The organism is Ensifer sp. ENS09 (assembly GCF_014852425.1).
In the GTDB taxonomy this organism is placed as follows: Bacteria; Pseudomonadota; Alphaproteobacteria; order Rhizobiales; family Rhizobiaceae; genus Ensifer.
Genome location: NZ_JACVBP010000005.1, coordinates 419,489 through 435,274, shown reverse-complemented (window position 1 = coordinate 435,274; position 15,786 = coordinate 419,489). Strand labels below are relative to the sequence as shown.

General features: G+C 63.8%; 12 protein-coding genes. 3 read left to right on the top strand and 9 right to left on the bottom strand.

Going from position 1 to position 15,786, the window contains the following annotated elements; genetic code table 11:
* Positions 1-11 precede the first annotated feature (11 nt).
* From IB267_RS26500 to IB267_RS26480, 5 genes are all read right to left on the bottom strand, one after another.
* Complete coding sequence (locus IB267_RS26500; protein WP_192450495.1) at positions 12-950, bottom strand: sugar phosphate isomerase/epimerase; 939 nt, start codon at positions 948-950, stop codon at positions 12-14.
* An 89-nt stretch (positions 951-1,039) separates the two neighbouring features.
* Positions 1,040-2,578: a tripartite tricarboxylate transporter permease gene (locus tag IB267_RS26495; RefSeq protein WP_192450494.1), complete on the bottom strand. Its 1,539-nt coding sequence runs from the start codon at positions 2,576-2,578 to the stop codon at positions 1,040-1,042.
* 137 nt (positions 2,579-2,715) lie between these two features.
* On the bottom strand, positions 2,716-3,216 hold the full coding sequence (locus IB267_RS26490; RefSeq protein WP_043614681.1) for a tripartite tricarboxylate transporter TctB family protein: 501 nt from the start codon (positions 3,214-3,216) through the stop codon (positions 2,716-2,718).
* Between the two features lie 61 nt (positions 3,217-3,277).
* Positions 3,278-4,264, bottom strand: coding sequence for a tripartite tricarboxylate transporter substrate binding protein (locus IB267_RS26485; protein ID WP_192450493.1), 987 nt, complete (start codon positions 4,262-4,264; stop codon positions 3,278-3,280).
* A gap of 75 nt (positions 4,265-4,339) precedes the next feature.
* The gene (locus IB267_RS26480) at positions 4,340-5,383 is read right to left on the bottom strand and encodes a 4-hydroxythreonine-4-phosphate dehydrogenase PdxA (protein ID WP_127890821.1); all 1,044 of its coding nucleotides are present in this window, start codon (positions 5,381-5,383) and stop codon (positions 4,340-4,342) included.
* Between the two features lie 204 nt (positions 5,384-5,587).
* Between IB267_RS26480 and IB267_RS26475 the strand changes: the two genes are divergently transcribed.
* The 3 genes from IB267_RS26475 to IB267_RS26465 all read left to right on the top strand — a co-directional run bounded on the left by IB267_RS26475 (position 5,588) and on the right by IB267_RS26465 (position 12,396).
* Positions 5,588-6,274 (top strand): GntR family transcriptional regulator, encoded by a 687-nt coding sequence (locus IB267_RS26475; protein WP_192443894.1) that lies wholly within the window; start codon positions 5,588-5,590, stop codon positions 6,272-6,274.
* 459 nt (positions 6,275-6,733) lie between these two features.
* Positions 6,734-10,390 carry a FecR domain-containing protein gene (locus IB267_RS26470; protein ID WP_192450492.1) on the top strand — a complete coding sequence of 1,219 codons (3,657 nt, stop codon included), beginning with the start codon at positions 6,734-6,736 and terminating at the stop codon, positions 10,388-10,390.
* Positions 10,390-12,396 carry a CHASE2 domain-containing protein gene (locus IB267_RS26465; protein ID WP_192450491.1) on the top strand — a complete coding sequence of 669 codons (2,007 nt, stop codon included), beginning with the start codon at positions 10,390-10,392 and terminating at the stop codon, positions 12,394-12,396. The genes IB267_RS26470 and IB267_RS26465 overlap by 1 nt, the downstream gene beginning before the upstream one ends.
* Before the next feature lie 36 nt (positions 12,397-12,432).
* Here the strand turns inward: IB267_RS26465 and IB267_RS26460 are convergent, their stop codons facing one another.
* From IB267_RS26460 to IB267_RS26445, 4 genes are read right to left on the bottom strand one after another with little or no spacing between them, the layout of a single operon-like run.
* The gene (locus IB267_RS26460; RefSeq protein WP_192450490.1) at positions 12,433-13,149 is read right to left on the bottom strand and encodes an ABC transporter ATP-binding protein; all 717 of its coding nucleotides are present in this window, start codon (positions 13,147-13,149) and stop codon (positions 12,433-12,435) included.
* A complete protein-coding gene (locus IB267_RS26455) occupies positions 13,130-13,894 on the bottom strand; it encodes an ABC transporter ATP-binding protein (RefSeq protein WP_192450489.1) in 765 nt (254 codons plus the stop codon). The genes IB267_RS26460 and IB267_RS26455 overlap by 20 nt, the downstream gene beginning before the upstream one ends.
* Positions 13,894-14,898, bottom strand: coding sequence for a branched-chain amino acid ABC transporter permease (locus tag IB267_RS26450; RefSeq protein ID WP_192450488.1), 1,005 nt, complete (start codon positions 14,896-14,898; stop codon positions 13,894-13,896). The genes IB267_RS26455 and IB267_RS26450 overlap by 1 nt, the downstream gene beginning before the upstream one ends.
* A complete protein-coding gene (locus IB267_RS26445) occupies positions 14,895-15,761 on the bottom strand; it encodes a branched-chain amino acid ABC transporter permease (protein WP_192450487.1) in 867 nt (288 codons plus the stop codon). The genes IB267_RS26450 and IB267_RS26445 overlap by 4 nt, the downstream gene beginning before the upstream one ends.
* Between the last annotated feature and the right edge of the window lie 25 nt (positions 15,762-15,786).

Sequence of the window (15,786 nt, the reverse complement as noted above, 5' to 3'; positions counted from 1 at the left end):
CGTCTCTTCCCTTAGTCGCGAGGCAGAATACGCCTCAGATAGTCTCGATTGGCGGCGCTGACGGAGAGCCCGTCGCCACCGTAATGCTCGCAGAGGAACGGGCTGTCGAAGCCATGCGCCAAGGCCATGCGGATCGCCGCCCGATAGTTGATGACGCCGAATTCCAGCGGCGCCGGATGAGTAACCACCAGACCCGAGGTCTCATCCTCGGTGCGGTAGTAATTCTTGACGTGCCAGTATTTGGCGAAGGGTGCAACCTTTGCCATCATTGGCTGCCAGTGCTCGACCGGGCGGTGAAGGCGCACGAGATTGCCGAGATCGGCATTGATGCCGACGTTCGGCAGGCCGACATCGGTGACGAATCGCACGGCGCTGTCGGCCGAGCCGATATAGGTGTCCTCGTACATTTCGAGCGCGAGCTCGATGCCGAGTTCCTCGGCATGGCGACCGAGTTCGCGGATGCGCTGAACCGCCTTCTGCCAGATTGCCGGATCTTCCGGGTTCTTGACGCCATCGACGGTCCAGAACCAGAGCGCCTTCTTCTGGGCGTCGGTCAAGGGTCCGAAGAGGCCGAAGGAGACCGAGCCCGCGCCGATCGCCGCAGCCGTGTCGATGACCCGATGCCCATAGGCGAGATATTCGTCGCCATGCTCGGGATCGATGACGCTACGACGCGCCGTCGAGATCGCCGGCATGGAAAGGCCGAGGTCTCGCGTCAGCTTGACGAAGTCATCCCGGCGCGAGGCCGACAGATCGGCGAGCCGGATCCAGCTGTCGGTCGGGTCGAGTTCGGTGAAGCCGGCGTCGACGACATCGGCGAGCGTTTCTGCCCATTGTTCGACCGACTGATCCTGAACGGAGCTGCCATCGACAGCCAAGTTCGGATACTGGATCATCGCGGCCGCGATCGGCCAGGTTTCACGGGTCCATTTGCGCGATGGGTTCGCCATGGTTTTCCTCACTCATTCTTGCGACGCAGTCCCGAAGGGGGCCCGCGCCGCGTTTTTCCGATGCGCTCGTTTGGGGTGCGGCGGCTCCGTCAAGCCGCCGCGCTGCCGTCGCCATGCGGGGGAGCCGCATCTTGGCTGCGCTTGCGGACCAGGCCGATCAGCCCGAAGACCAGCGGCGACAGCAGAAGGGCAAGAGCAAGCGCCATCAGAGAGGAAACCAGCGGGTTTGACCAGAAGATGGAGAGCGTGCCGCCGGAAAGAAGCATCGACTGGCGGAAGGCGTCCTCAGCCTTGTCGCCGAGCACCATGGCCAGAACCAGCGGCGCAAGCGGGTAGTCGAGCTTCTTGAAGACATAGCCGAGCAGACCGAAACCGATGACCATGAAGATGTCGGAGACCGAGTTTGCCACCTGATAGGCGCCGGAGAAGATGACGGCGACGATGATCGGGCCGATGATCGCAAAGGGCACGCGCAGGATCGAGGCGTAGAGCGGCACGGTGGCGATCACCAGGAACACGGCGACGACGTTACCGAGATACATGGACGCGATCAGGCCCCAGACGAAGTCCGGCCGCTCGGTAAAGAGCATCGGGCCGGGGGTCAGGCCCCAGATCATCAGGCCGCCCATCATGACGGCAGCCGTTGCCGAGCCGGGAACGCCGAGCGCCAACATCGGCAGAAGCGCCGAGGTGCCGGCCGAATGGTCGGCGGTTTCGGGTGCGACGACGCCGCGCGGGTCGCCCTTGCCGAACTTCGACTTGTCACGGGCCGAGCGGCGGGCAACGCCGTAGCTCATGAACGACGCGGCGGTCGGGCCGGCGGGCGTGATGCCCATCCAGATGCCGATGATCGTCGAGCGCAGGATCGTGAACCAGTAGCGCGGGATCTCGACCAGCGTGCGACCGATCTCGACGAGCTTGACGCGCGCCTTGATGCCTTCGAAGCGCAGACCTTCTTCCGTCGTCAGCAGCAGTTCGCCGATACCGAAGAGACCCATGACCGCGATCAGGAAACTGACGCCCTTGATCAGGGTCGGGATATCGAAGGTCAGGCGCAGGTCGCCGGAGATCGTGTCCATGCCCACGCATGCAAGGGCAAAGCCGAGCATCATCGAGACGAGCGTCTTGAAGGGCGATTGCGCGCCCATCGAGATGAAGCTTGCAAAAGCGAGGAAATAGACCGCGAAATATTCCGGCGACGAGAAGCGCAACGCGAAGTTCGCGACCCAACCGGAAAGCAGCGTGATCATCACGACGCCGGCGAGCGCGCCGATGCCGGCAGAAACGAAGGCGAGCGTCAGTGCCCGGCTCGCCTGCCCGGCCTTGGCCATCGGGTAGCCGTCGAACGTGGTCGCCACCGACGAGGGTTCGCCGGGAATGTTGAACAGGATCGATGTGGTCGATCCGCCAAAGAGCGCGCCCCAGTACATGCAGGAGAGCAGGATGATGGCGGAGATGGGATCCATCGAGAACGTCAGCGGCAAGAGCAGCGAAACGCCGTTCGGCGCGCCGAGGCCGGGCAGCACGCCGACCAGAATGCCGAGCGTGACGCCGATCATCATCAGCAGGATATGGTTCCAGCTGAGGATGTGTCCGAAGCCATCGATCAGAAGACCGATATTTTCCATGTCATTCCTCCCGGGGCTTAAAGCGCGTCACGATCCTTGAGGCCCGCTGCCTGCGCTTTAAGTCTTTGATTTTCTTGCTTGTCGTTAGCGTAAGAGCGCCGTGCGCGCTTGCCCGACATGCCCTTGGGCGGTCGGGATCAATAGATCCCGAACCAGGCCTCGATCGGTCCCTTGAGCAGCGGAACCTTGAAACCGAACTCGAAAATGATGAAGAAAAACAGCGAAACGGCGATACCCGACGGCAACGCGATCCACCATTTGTAGCGCCCCTGGAAGAGCATGGTTCCGGCGATATAGAGCGCCGTGCCGACATAGAGGCCGAGCCAGGCGGATACGCCGGCAAAGGCGACCAGCGGCAGCAGGAACGACGTCACCACCTTGGCGCGGTGGCCGTCGATGAAGATCTCGCCGGACCCGCGATGTTTGACAAGGGCGTGGATCGCATTGGCGACGCTTCCGAGAAGGATCAGAAGGCCGACATAGAAGGGAAAATAGCCGGCTTCGGGACCGAATTCCGTCCAGCCCGCGCCGATATCGAGAGATCCGTAGCAGACCGCAGCACCGAAGGCGCCGGTCAGCGCGGCAACACCAAGCTCAACCGCGAAGCGGGAGACCCCATTCGCACCGTTCTCGCTCATGATCGTGACCTTTCAAAGCGAATGACGGGCGCCGGATGGCACCCGTCCCGATCGTCGCCTGTTAGTTGGCGAGCCAACCTTCGCGCTTCAGCACTTCGCCGACAGCGGCGCCATCCATCTCGATGGCGGCCTTGAAGTCTTCGCCGGCGATGTAGGCGGGCGACTGCGACGTGTCGGTCAGGTACTTCGCCCATTCCGGCGTTTCCGAAACCTTGCGCATCAGGTCGGCATAGAACTTGACCACATCCTGGTCAACGCCAGCCGGCAGCCAGACGGTGCGCGGCATGGAGTAGTTGTCGATGGCGATGCCCGATTCCTTGCAGGTCGGAATGTCGCTCCAGCCCTTGTCGCCAGCAACCTTGGCGTCGTTGGTGAGCTTGACGCTTTTGAAGACGCAAAGCGGCTTGACCATGCCGGCCTGCCACTGACCGAGGTTTTCGCTCGGGTTGTTGACGTTGGCGTCGAGGTGCTCGCCGGCGAGCTGGACGGCTGCTTCGCCGCCGCTCTTGAACGGGATGTAGTTGATCGTCGCGCCGGTCGCCTCGTTGATCATCGAGGTCAAGATCTGGTCAACGTCCTTCGACTGGCTGCCGCCGATCTTCAGGCCGCCTTCCTTCGCCTTGGCGGCAAAGTCGGCTGCGGTGTTGTAGGACGCCTTGCCGTTGACCCAGAGAATGAACTCGTCGGAGGCAAGCGCTGCAACCGGGGTCAGGTCTTCGATCTTGTAGGGAACCTTGGCGCGGACCGGCAGGAGGTAGGCGTTGTTCGTGCCGAAGGTGAGCTTGTAGGCATCGCCCTTGTTGGTCGCCGTGTAGACGAAACCTTCGGCGCCGCCGGCGCTGCCCTTGTTGGTGACGACGACCGGAGCCTTCATCAGCTCGTACTTGCCGATGATCGCCTGGATCGTGCGGGCAAAGATGTCGGTGCCGCCGCCGGGGCCGGCGGTGACGACGAATTCAACCGGACGGTCGGGCTCGAAAGCGGCGGCCGGAGCGGCAACGCCGAAAACGGCTGCCATGATGCATGCGATGGATACGGTATTCTTCATGCGGGTCCTCCCGTTTTTGTGGTTCTGCGGCGCAAGACCTCCTCCTGCGCCGTTATTGCTTGAAAGCGTGCGAAATCAGGCAGCAGCCTTGAGAGCCGCCTTTTTCTTCGCCATGCGCACCGCCAGAAGCAGCGCTTCGCGGCTGGCGCCAACGTCGGCAATGCCCTTGCCGGCGATGTCGTAGGCAGTGCCGTGAGCCGGGGTGCAGAGCGGGAACGGCAGGCCGCCCATCATGGTCACGCCCTTGTCGAAGCCGATCAGCTTCATCGCGATCTGGCCCTGGTCGTGGTACATGGTCATGACGGCGTTGTAGCCTTCCTTCAGGGCGCGGCCGAAGACTGTGTCAGCCGGGAACGGGCCGTCGACGTTGAAGCCGCGCGCCTTAGCCTTTTCGACGGCCGGCTCGATGATGTCGATCTCTTCCATGCCGAAGCTGCCGCCGTCTCCGGCGTGCGGGTTGAGCCCGGCAACAGCAATCTTCGCCTCGCTGTAACCGGCTTCCTTGAGGCAGCTCTGGGTCAGCTCGAGCTCGGCAAGGATCGCCTCGACCGACAGGTTGTCGGCCACTTCCTTGATCGGAATGTGCGAGGTGACGCGGGCGTTCCAGACCTTCTCGAGAACGTTGAATTCCCGGACCTTGCCCGTGAAGTTGAGAACGTCGGAGACGAAACGGATCTCGTCGTCGTAGCCCGGATAGGCAAAGCGCATCGCCTTCTTGTTGAAGGGCGTGAAGCAGACTGCTTCCGCCTTGCCGGCATGCGCCAGCTCGAGCGCTACGCGAAAGTTGCGGGTCGCAAAGGTGCCGCCCGCAAGCGTCGCCTCGCCGCGAACGACGTCGGCCGGATCGAGATGGCCAAGGTCGACGAACACGTGGCGCTCGGTCCCGACGGCGTCGAGGCCCTCCAGGGTCGAGGATGCAAGGTCGAGCGTGACGCCGGCAATGCGGGCGCCTTCATCGAGGATGCGACGATCGCCGATCGTGATGATGTGGGCAGCCTCACGAATATCGGAAAGCGCCAGCAGCTTTGCCGTGAGCTCCGGGCTGATGCCGGCCGGATCGCCCATAGCGAGCGCGATGACAGGACGCGCGCCGGTAGCGGCTACACCGTTGGTCGTCATGAGAGATGTCCTCCACTTCAATCTTTCGAGAGCCGTCATACGTTATTCAAAATTCTGCATCAAGTCTTTTGTATTCTGTATGCAGCATTTTCTGTTGACGATATCGGGGGCCGTCTCCATGCTTTAATGAGACAGCGCTGATTCAATTGGCGCGAACGGGAACAGACGGCCGACACTTCAGTCGCCAGATGCAGAAGCGAAACGATGAACGAAATTACCTCTCTGGAGAAACGCCCCGAGGGCGGTCCCGGCCCGATCCGCCGCACTGCGCTGCACGACACGCTGGTCACGCATCTGCGCGACATGATCATCGAGGGTGATCTCTCGCCCGGCACGCGGCTTCATGAAGGTCAGCTCGGCGAGCAGCTCGGCGTCTCGCGCACGCCGCTGCGCGAAGCCATCAAGTATCTGGCAAGCGAAGGGCTCGTGGAGCTCGTTCCGAGCCGCGGCGCCGTCGTCAAGCGCTTCAGCGCCAAGGACGTGCAAGACATGCTGACGGTTTTGCAGACGCTGGAAGAGCTTGCCGGCAAGCTCGCTTGTGAAGCCGCCAGCGACGCCGGCATCGCAGAAGTTCGCGCGCTCCACGACGAGATGGTCGCGCGATACAAGGCCGGGGACCGGCTGCAATACTACAAGCTCAACCAGCAGATCCATTCGGCCATCGCCCAACTGGCGGCAAACGCCGCCTTGGCGGACATGCATGCGATCTTGCAGACGCGGCTGAAGCGCATTCGCTTCATCGGCCACGAGGGGCCCGAGAAATGGGCAGCGGCCGTTGCCGAGCATGAGGAAATGATCGTCGCGCTCGAAGCCCGCGACAAGGCAAAGCTTTCCGAAGTTCTCGGTCGGCACCTTATGAATGCCTGGGAACGGGTGCGCGCCGCGGTGTAGGCGACGCTCCAGCTTCAGCGCAAGTGAGCCCCGGCAGGCGCGCACCTTCTGTCAGAACTTCGAACAGGCGTTCGTAACGGCCTCGGCCTCTCCCGCGGCCACCTGCTTTTTCCCCGCGCGAATTGCGTCGCGCGGCACCGGGGTTTGCGGTCAGCGCCCTTCCCGAGACATCCAGGCTCGAGAGCTTGGAGAGCAAGCCCTGCGTCCCCAGCAGACGCGCCAGCCACCGAGGGAAGCCGACGGCAGGTTCGGGGACGACACACTCGCGTGCAACAGTGAAGAATCCGTTCGCCACCAAGCAACGGCAGGCGATGGCAGCGTCGCTGTCCGCCTGGTGTTACAGATTTGCCTCCCGAACAATCTGCATTGCTTGGAAAGCAATTAAGGATATTCGAATTCAATTGACTTTAACCTGATCGAAATTCACTGAATCTACGTGGGGCGGAGACAGGAACGAAGATGGGGCGGCAACGGCTTCGGGGACTGCTTGCGACAGTGGCTATCCTCTGTCCAGGCGCAGGCTTGGCTGAACCGGTTCAGCGAACCCCACCCGTAGCCGGATCGGTAATTGCCCGCAAATCCGGCGAGGAGGTTCGCTTCGTCGACGTTTCGAGCTGGCGCTTCGTCGATCTCGCACAGGACCTCTTGTCCGGCGATATCTTGCGCACCAATGCGACCGGGGCGCTGGCGGTGCTTTTCTCCGACCACACCCAGATCCGGCTCGGCCGCAACACGGCGTTGCGCGTCAAGCGCATGGGTACGGGCAGCGATACCAATCTCGAATTGCAGTCTGGTACGATCTGGGCACGGGCGGAACGGGGCGGCCAGGGCCTCACGATCGATACGCCGTCGGCAACGGCTGCCATTCGCGGCACCGATTGGACCCTGACGGTTGCCGGCGACACAACTTCGCTGACCGTGCTCGAGGGCGTGGTCGAACTCAGCAACGACCTCGGCAGCGTCACGGTGAAGCAGGGCGAAGGCGCCGTTGCCGCGATCGGGAAGGCGCCGGCCAAGATCGTGATCGTGACGCCGAAGGACCGCGAGCAGATGCTCTTCCATCTGTCCTTGCGCGACGCCTTTGCCCTGATGCCGTCAACCCCGCTCAAGGTGCGCGACATGCGCAATGCGCGCGATCGGATCGAAGCCCGGCCGGAATCGTCGCGCTCGGCCGAAGACTGGCTGACGCTGGCCGAAATCCAGCTGCGGTTCGACGGGCGGTCCCAGGCCACGGCCGCCCTTCAACAGGCCCGACGCCTCAGCCTCAACCGGTCTCAAGCCGCACGCGCCTACCTCGTCGAAGCGCTGATTGCCGGTTCCGAAAGCCGCTACGGCGATGCGGCACAGCTGTTCGAAAAGGCAGCCCCGGGGCTTGACGCCGACCGCCGCTCCGTTGCGGCCTTCGGCGGCTATTTTGCACGCGCTCTCGCCGACCCGGACCGGATCGAGGAGCCACCGTCTCAGGCAACGGGTGCCTATGGCGCCTTCGCTGCCGCCTGGACCGCGGGCTTTCGCACCGACATTCGAGCAGCGATCGACACGATCAAGAAGGCGGAACGGCGATATCCGGACGATCCGTTCCTTCCAGCGGCCCGGGCGCAATTCGCGATGCTGCTCGACGATCGAGACGAAACGCGCGCTGGTATCGAAAAGGCGCTTGCGAACGACCCTGATGATCCGACCGCGCTGGAATCGCGCGCCAAGTATCGTTTGCTCATTGAAAACGACCGGGAGGGCGCGCTGACGGATCTTGAGCGGGCCCTGGAAATCACGCCGGGCGACCCCTCCCTCTGGAACTGGGTGGGCCTGGCAAAAAGCGAGCGGGGCGACAATCGCGGCGCCGAGAGAGCATTCCGGAAGGCCGTGGAACTCGATCCGGCCGATCCGCTCTACCATGCCAACCTGGCTTATCAGTACCTCGATGAAATGCGGCTTGCGGAAGCAAAGCGCGAGATCGATACGGCACTCGCGATCGACCCCTCCTTCGACCTCGTGCTGGTCGCACGCGGGCGATACCATTTGCAGAACGGCGACCTGGATAAGGCGCTCGACGACCTCTTGGCCGGTTCCACCGCCAACCCCGCCTATTCCAACGCGCAATTACTGCTGTCGGCGGCGCACTATGAAAAGGGCGACCGTATCCCGGCGGCGCAGGCTCTCGACAACGCCGACCGGCTCGACCCGAACGATCCCGTTGTCTCAACCGTGCGCACCGCGATTGCGATCGACGAATACGATTCCGATGCGGCGATCCGCTATGCGCAAGAAATCATGCGACGCACCCGGGCACGCGGCGGCGAAAGCGCGCCGCTCGGCGCCAATCAGGATGCCGGATCGACGCTCAACGACGCCTTCCGCCTGCAGGGGCTGAACGCCTGGGGGCAATATTACGGCGATGTGGTCTTCGATCCGTTCACGGGATCGAGCTATGTCGACCAGGCGATCCGCGGCAGCGTCAATCCGCTGTTCAACACCTATGATTTCGATGGCAGCCCCGTCGTCAACACCGCCAATCCGCAAAGCTTCTCCGCCTTCTTCCAGGGGCTGCTGATCGAGCCGCACATGCTGGCAAGCCGCGAGCGCACGGCCAATCTCGTCCAGCGGCCGTTTTTCGAGGCCGCGGTCGCAGGCGGCATCATCGCCGACAGCGACCATGAGGGCGGAATCGGCGAAGCGGAACTGCGCGGACTGACGTTCTCGCCCTTCCCGATCAGCGTCTACGGCAATCTGCATTGGGAGAAGCCGCGCGATACGATCGATATCGGCAATGGCCTGGCGGTCGAGCGTGAAGCACGCCTGCTTGGCGGCAATGGCTATGTGACGGCCTCCCCGACGCCGGATGACAGGGTCGTGGCCTATGCCAACTACGGCGATCTTGATGATAAACGCAGCATTTTCGATATCCCGGATCCCCGCGCGGCCCCTCTGAAGCTCGACGGGCTGAGCGACGACGATTCCTCGCGGCTACTCTCGGGCGTGGCGTGGAGCCATACCTTCGGATACCGCAACATCGCCAATGCCGCGTTCTTCTTCTCCGATCAGAATACCACGGAAAACGAGCGGATCCGGCTCACGGACCCGCGCTTTCCGGACCTTGCCACCAGCCGAAGCGAGGACAAGCAGAGAACATATATCGCCGCCATCAATCACCTTTACGGTGACGGCGATTTCACCTGGCGCTACGGCGTCGAAGGCGGCGTGGTAAAGTCATCGAGCGCGTTCGACATTTTTGACCCGCTGGGCGTCAGCACCGGCAGCAGCAATGCGCCCGTCATCGCGTCCGGTTCGACGTCCGCGACACAGACCGTCGCGAAGGCCTATATCGACACGATCTACGAAATCACGCCCGACCTGAAGACGGAAGGCGCCCTCTTTGCGCGCTACATCGAAGGCGTCAACGATGGCGATGTCAGGCTAGAGCCGAAAATTGGCATCGCCTGGGCGCCGGCTGAAGGGCATTGGCTGCGCGCGGCCGCCATGCGCGACGGTCTCAACTTCGACGTGGCCACCCTTGCGCCGATCGGCATCGTCGGGCTGCAGCCGAACCAGTTGCGCTTCGGCGCCGAAGGCTATGCCGATACGCTGGCATTGCGTTGGGACGCGGAATGGAACAGCTGGTTTTTCACCGCACTCGACTACCAGCACCAGGAGGTGCGGCAGCTCGCGCTCGACATTCCGCTTTCCACCACCAGCCTGGCCTATGCCAAGGTCGGGCTCGACCGGGTTGCCGCAACGGCGAACTTCGCCATTGGCCACGGCTTCGGCCTCTCGCTGACTGCGGCCCACACGGAAGCCGACGTCAAGGAGCACACCGGCAACCAGCCGGGAGAACTGCTGTTCGTGCCCGAAAACACCGCTCAGGCGGCGCTGACCTGGGTCAGCACGGCGAACGTCAAGACGACCGTTGCTGCCAACTATGTCGGCGCGCGACCCGGTGGTGGAAAAGACCTCGACGATTTCTGGACACTCGACGCGGCCTTGCAGTGGGAGCCGTTCGACAAGCAGATCGAGGTCGATCTGGCGGCCTTCAATCTGCTCGATGAAGACTTCGAAGTGCGCAATGGCCTGCCCGGCTGGGGACGAACGTTCAAGGGCACGATCAAAGTGCGGTTCTGATGGAGGAGCGCGTCACGGTGCAGGCATCGAGTGGTCGGTCCGGACAATGGGACAGCCCCCGTTTCCTGCAACGGCGGCTGAAGCTTCTCGCGCTCGCGGTGTTCGTCGCCATTGCGCTGTCGCTGGCGACCTTGACCAATGCCTGGCGGCTGAACGAGTTGCGCAGCTTCGACTACCTGTCGACCATCGACGGCCCGCCGCTGCCCGAGGACAGCCCGATCATCGTCGCGATCGACGAACCGTCGATGGCCGAAATCGGTCGCCAGTGGCCCTGGCCGCGCGCCCTGCATGCGCGCCTCATCGAGGCGCTGCGCAAGGCCGGCGCCCGCGCGATCGGAATCGACGTGATTTTTGCCGAGCCTTCGGCCGATCCCGCCAACGACGAGGCGTTGGAAAAGGCGCTCGGCGCGGACGTGGTTCTTGCCGGCGACCAGACGCTGGTGGAGGCGCCTCAGGCCGACCAGTTCGTGCGCACCGAGCCGCTCGCCCGCTTCATCGCAAAGGGCGCCTGGACCGGGATCGCCTCCGTCAGCCTCAGCGGTGACGGAACGTTGCGTGCCGTTCCCGACTACCCGGACGGCTTTGCCGCGGTGCTCGCGGCAATTGCCGGTGCGAAATCGCACGCACCGCCAAAGGACGCGCTGATCCAGGTCTTCGGACCGGCGCGGACCTATCCCACCGTCTCCTATTACCAGGCGCTCGACCCCGACAATTTCCTGCCCGAAGGCATGTTCGAGGACCGCGTCGTGCTCGTCGGTCTCAGCCTGCAGAATGCGCCATCGATCGCCGAAGGCGGGGCCGATGCCTTCACCACATCGGACACCGTGCATTCGAACAAGCTCGTTTCGGGCGTCGAGATGCAGGCGACCATCTACGACAATCTGGCCCATGAGCTTTTCATACAGCGCGCCGCGAGGCCCTATGTGGTTGCAGCCATTGCGCTGGCTGCGATGCTGGCGGCCTTCTCGGTGCTACGCACGACCGGCTGGCGCACTCTTGCCTATGGCGCCGTCGCCATCGGCCTCATCGTCGCCGCCAGCTATGCCGCGATGCGCCTTGGGCACGTCTTCCTGTCGCCGCTTGGGCCCGGGCTTGCGTTCCTTGCCGTGACTGCCGGCCAGGCCGGGCTCGACTATGCGGAGGAGCGCAGGAAGCGCCGAGAAATCACCCGCGCCTTCCAGCAGTACCTCTCCCCTGCCCTTGTCGAGCGTTTGGCGAAGGACCCGTCGCACCTCAGGCTCGGCGGCGAACGGCGCACGCTGTCGATCCTCTTTTGCGACATCCGGGGCTTTACGACCATTGCCGAGGAAATGAAGGAGGATCCGGAGCGATTGACGGCGCTGGTCAACCGGCTGCTGACGCCGCTTTCGGAAGCCGTGCTCGAACAGGGCGGCACCATCGACAAATATATCGGCGATTGCCTCATGGCCTTCTGGAACGCACCGCTCGACGATCCCGACCATGCCGTGCACGCCGTCGGGGCGGCGCTCGATATGCTTGCGCGGCTGGAACGGGTGAACCGGGAACTCGAGGATGAGGCAAAACGGGACCGCCGATCGGCCCAAACCCTGAGGATCGGCATCGGCATCAATACCGGCGAATGCGTCGTCGGCAACATGGGCTCGCACCAGCGCTTCGACTATTCGGCCCTTGGCGACGCCGTCAATCTGGCCTCCCGCCTCGAAGGCGCATCGAAGGACTACGGCATCTCCCTGCTCCTCGGTGAGGAGACCGCGCGTCTCGTCGAAAAGACCTTCCCGGTCGCCGAACTCGATCGCATCACCGTCAAGGGCCGCAGCGCCGTATCGCCGGTCTTCACTGTCGCCGTCGGCGCGAAGAAAGAAGCGCTCGAACGCCATCAGGCCTTCGTGCAGGCCAAGTATGACGGCACGCTTCGGGTGCATGACGTGGTGTTCGACCAGTTGAAGAGCGCCCTGCCGCCGCTCGCGCGCTACTACGAAAGGGAACGCTCCCGCCTCGATACGTCAAGGCGGGAGCCCAAGTGAACGAGCGAAAGTGACCGGGCGAAATCAGTCGCGCGGTCAGTGGAGCCCGCCGACGCCGAGCAACCGTTCGACGGCGTCGTGATCTCCCGCCAGCGCGTCCGGCGTTCCGGACCATGCGATCCGGCCGCGTTCGAGCACGATCACCCGGTCGGCAAAGTCGAGCGCGCTCTGGATGCGTTGTTCGACGAGCACGATCGTCATGTCGCCGGTCTTTGCCAGTTCGGCAAACGCCTTCATCAGTTCTTCGCAGATGACAGGCGCCAGGCCCTCCAAAGGTTCGTCGAGCAGCAGGATCGACGGACGGCCGAGGATGGAGCGTGCCGTTGACAGCATCTGCTGTTCGCCGCCGGAAAGCTGACTGCCGAGATTGCGCCGGCGCTCGAAGAGACGCGGAAACATGTCGTAGGCTTCCCGGATCGCGCTTTTCGGTCGGCTCTTGAGGCCGACGAACAGGTTCTCCTCGACGGTCAACGTCGGGAAGACGCAGCGCGCCTGCGGCACGAAGCCGAGGCCCTGCATGGCGCGCGCAGCGCTTGGCAACGCGGTTACGTCCGTCCCGCCCATGCGGATGCGGCCGTCATAGCGCCGCGTCTGGCCGGCAAGCGTCGCAAGCAACGTCGTCTTGCCCATGCCGTTGCGACCGAGCACGGCTAGGCGGGCGCCCGCCGGGACGGCAAAGGATACGCCTTCGAGCACCCGCGTCGGCCCATAGCCGGCGGACAGGTTTTCCACCTCAAGCGGCGTGGCTGGCATTGGCATAGCTCCCCAGATAGGCTTCCCGCACGCGCGGATCCTTCGTCACGTCGGACGGCGAACCGTCGAAGATGATCGCGCCGGCGGCCAGTACAACCACGCGCTTGGCAAAGCGAAAGACGAGATCCATGTCGTGCTCGATCATCAAAACGGCGAGATCGGCCGGCAGGTCGGCGAGCGCCTGCTCGATGCGACCGGTGTCGCTCTGCGGCACGCCGGCGGCGGGCTCGTCGAGCAGCAGCACCCGCGGCTTCAGCGCCAGCGCAACGGCGATTTCCAGCAAGCGTTGCTGACCGTAGGCGATCTCGCTAACCTTGCAATGCATCAGTTCCCGAAGCCCGAGCTTGCCGAGAAGGTCTTCCACCTCGGCCATGACATCGGGCATGCCGAGAAAATTGCCGAACAGGCGACCGGCGCGGCCGGTGCGTTGCAGGACGGCAAGCGCGACATGCTCGCAAGGCGTCATGTCGGCAAAGAGCCGCGTCACCTGGAACGAGCGCACAAGCCCGCGCCGCACCCGGCCGATGGCGTCGACACCGGTCACGGCCTCACCGTCAATGCGCACCTCGCCTGAATCCGGTTTGAGATTGCCGGTCACGAGATTGACGAAGGTCGTCTTGCCGGCGCCGTTCGGCCCGATCAGCGCGACCCGGTCGCCCGGCGCCATGCTGAGGCTGACGTCATTGGTGACCGCAAGCCCACCGAAGGCGCGTTTCAGACTGCGGACTTCAAAGATCGGCTGCATCACCGTGCCTCCTTGCGGCGGGCGAAGAACGCAGCCGCGGTGCCATAGATGCCCTTCGGCGCGAAGAGTACGACGGCGATCAAAAGCGCGCCGACCATCGTCAGCCAGTGGAAGGGATTGGCGGCTGAGACGACGTCCTCAAAGAACATGAAGACGACAGTGCCCGTGAGCGCGCCGAAGAGCGAGCCGGTACCGCCGAGCACCAGCATGACCAAGCTTTCGGCCGACATGGTGAAGGAGAGGCTGTCGAGCCCGACGACCTGGGTGGAGATCGCATTCAGCGCGCCGCCGACGCCGGCAACGGCACCGGATATGACGTACATCTTGGTCAGCGCGATCTTCGGCGACGCCCCCATCGAGCGGATGCGGATCGGATCTTCCTTGATGCCGCGGCACAGCATGCCGAAGGGCGAGCGCACGATCAGCCGCAGCACGACGAAGACAATAGCAAGCAGAGCGACGCCGAAGACATAGACCGTACGGCCCCAGAGGTCGAACTCGTAGAGGCCGAGAAGCGCCGTCGGCGCAATGCCGGAAAGCCCGTCGCTGCCGCCGGTCCACGACGAAGCCTTGTTGGCAAATTCGTGGAAGAGATGGATGAGCGCGATCGACAGCACCAATTGCGGTAGCCCATGGGCGCGCAGGATGACGACCCCGCAGACAAGCCCGGCGACCGCTCCGGCGACGATGCCGAAAGAGAGCATCGCCAGCGGATCGTTGATGCCGTAATGCGCCGAGGCGATGCCGGCCGCATAGGCGCCGGCGCCGAAGAGGGCCGCGTGCCCGAGCGTCGCGACACCGCAGTAACCGGTGACAAGGTCCAGCGACAACACCAGAAGCGCGGCGGCGATGATCCGGGTCAGGAGCGCCAGATTGTTGGGGAAGAGGAAGTACCCGATCACCGCGACCAGCAGGATCACCGCCAGTCCGATGAGGTCGCCGCCGCCGAACCGTCGGCGCACGGGAGCGGTCGCGAGCAAGTCGTTCGTCGTCGTCATGGTCATCCCTTGGCCCTCCCGGCGAGCCCGCGCGGGAAGACGCAGATGATCGCGATCACGGCCAGATAGAAGAAGAATTCGCCGAATTCCGGCATGAGATAACGGCCGGTCGTATCGATCGCGCCGAGCAGCAGGCAGGCGACGAGCGCGCCCGGGATCGAGCCGGCACCGCCGACGGAGACGACCACGAGGAATGTCACCATGTAGCGCAGCGCATAATAGGGTTCGACCGGCAGAAGTTCGGCGCCGACCACGCCGCCGAAGGCGGCAAGTCCGACGGCGACAGCAAAGCTCACCGCATAGACGATTTCCGTGCGCACCCCGAGGGCAGCCGCCATTGCCGCGTTGTCAACCGAGGCCCGCAGCTTGACGCCGAAGGCGGTCTTTTCGATCGCGTACCAGAGGCCGGCTGCAACCGCGAGGCCGCAGACGATCGCAAAGATGCGATGCGTGGCGATCGCCCGGAAACCGAGATCGACCGAGCCCTGCAGTTCGCCAGGCAGCGGCACCGTCTTCAGCGTCGGGCCGAAGACATAATTGGCAATGCCGATGATGCAGAACGTAATGCCGATGGTCATCAGCACCTGCGTCAGTTCCGGTGCGCCGTAGATCCGCCGGTAGAGCAGCCGCTCGATCGGCACGGCGATGATGATGGTGCCGAAGATCGCGAGCAGCACGGCAAAGCCATAGGCAAGACCGAGATCGCGGGCCGCGTAGGAGGCGATGTAGCCGCCGATCATGGCAAAGGCGCCGTGCGCGAGATTGACCACGCGCATCAAGCCCATGGTGACCGAAAGGCCGATGGAGATGACGAAGAGCACCATGCCGTAGGCAAGGGCGTCGATCGCAATGCTGAGGACGGTTTGCATGGGGCTATCCGTTGCCCTTTCTTCC

Excerpts from the sequence above, each read along its gene's own strand:
- IB267_RS26485 (WP_192450493.1), bottom strand. The coding sequence starts at position 4,264 with ATGAAGAATACCGTATCCATCGCATGCATCATGGCAGCCGTTTTCGGC.
- IB267_RS26490 (WP_043614681.1), bottom strand. The coding sequence starts at position 3,216 with ATGAGCGAGAACGGTGCGAATGGGGTCTCCCGCTTCGCGGTTGAGCTT.
- IB267_RS26445 (WP_192450487.1), bottom strand. The coding sequence starts at position 15,761 with ATGCAAACCGTCCTCAGCATTGCGATCGACGCCCTTGCCTACGGCATG.
- IB267_RS26475 (WP_192443894.1), top strand. The coding sequence starts at position 5,588 with ATGAACGAAATTACCTCTCTGGAGAAACGCCCCGAGGGCGGTCCCGGC.
- IB267_RS26455 (WP_192450489.1), bottom strand. The coding sequence starts at position 13,894 with ATGCAGCCGATCTTTGAAGTCCGCAGTCTGAAACGCGCCTTCGGTGGG.
- IB267_RS26450 (WP_192450488.1), bottom strand. The coding sequence starts at position 14,898 with ATGACCATGACGACGACGAACGACTTGCTCGCGACCGCTCCCGTGCGC.
- IB267_RS26460 (WP_192450490.1), bottom strand. The coding sequence starts at position 13,149 with ATGCCAGCCACGCCGCTTGAGGTGGAAAACCTGTCCGCCGGCTATGGG.
- IB267_RS26480 (WP_127890821.1), bottom strand. The coding sequence starts at position 5,383 with ATGACGACCAACGGTGTAGCCGCTACCGGCGCGCGTCCTGTCATCGCG.
- IB267_RS26500 (WP_192450495.1), bottom strand. The coding sequence starts at position 950 with ATGGCGAACCCATCGCGCAAATGGACCCGTGAAACCTGGCCGATCGCG.
- IB267_RS26470 (WP_192450492.1), top strand. The coding sequence starts at position 6,734 with ATGGGGCGGCAACGGCTTCGGGGACTGCTTGCGACAGTGGCTATCCTC.
- IB267_RS26465 (WP_192450491.1), top strand. The coding sequence starts at position 10,390 with ATGGAGGAGCGCGTCACGGTGCAGGCATCGAGTGGTCGGTCCGGACAA.
- IB267_RS26495 (WP_192450494.1), bottom strand. The coding sequence starts at position 2,578 with ATGGAAAATATCGGTCTTCTGATCGATGGCTTCGGACACATCCTCAGC.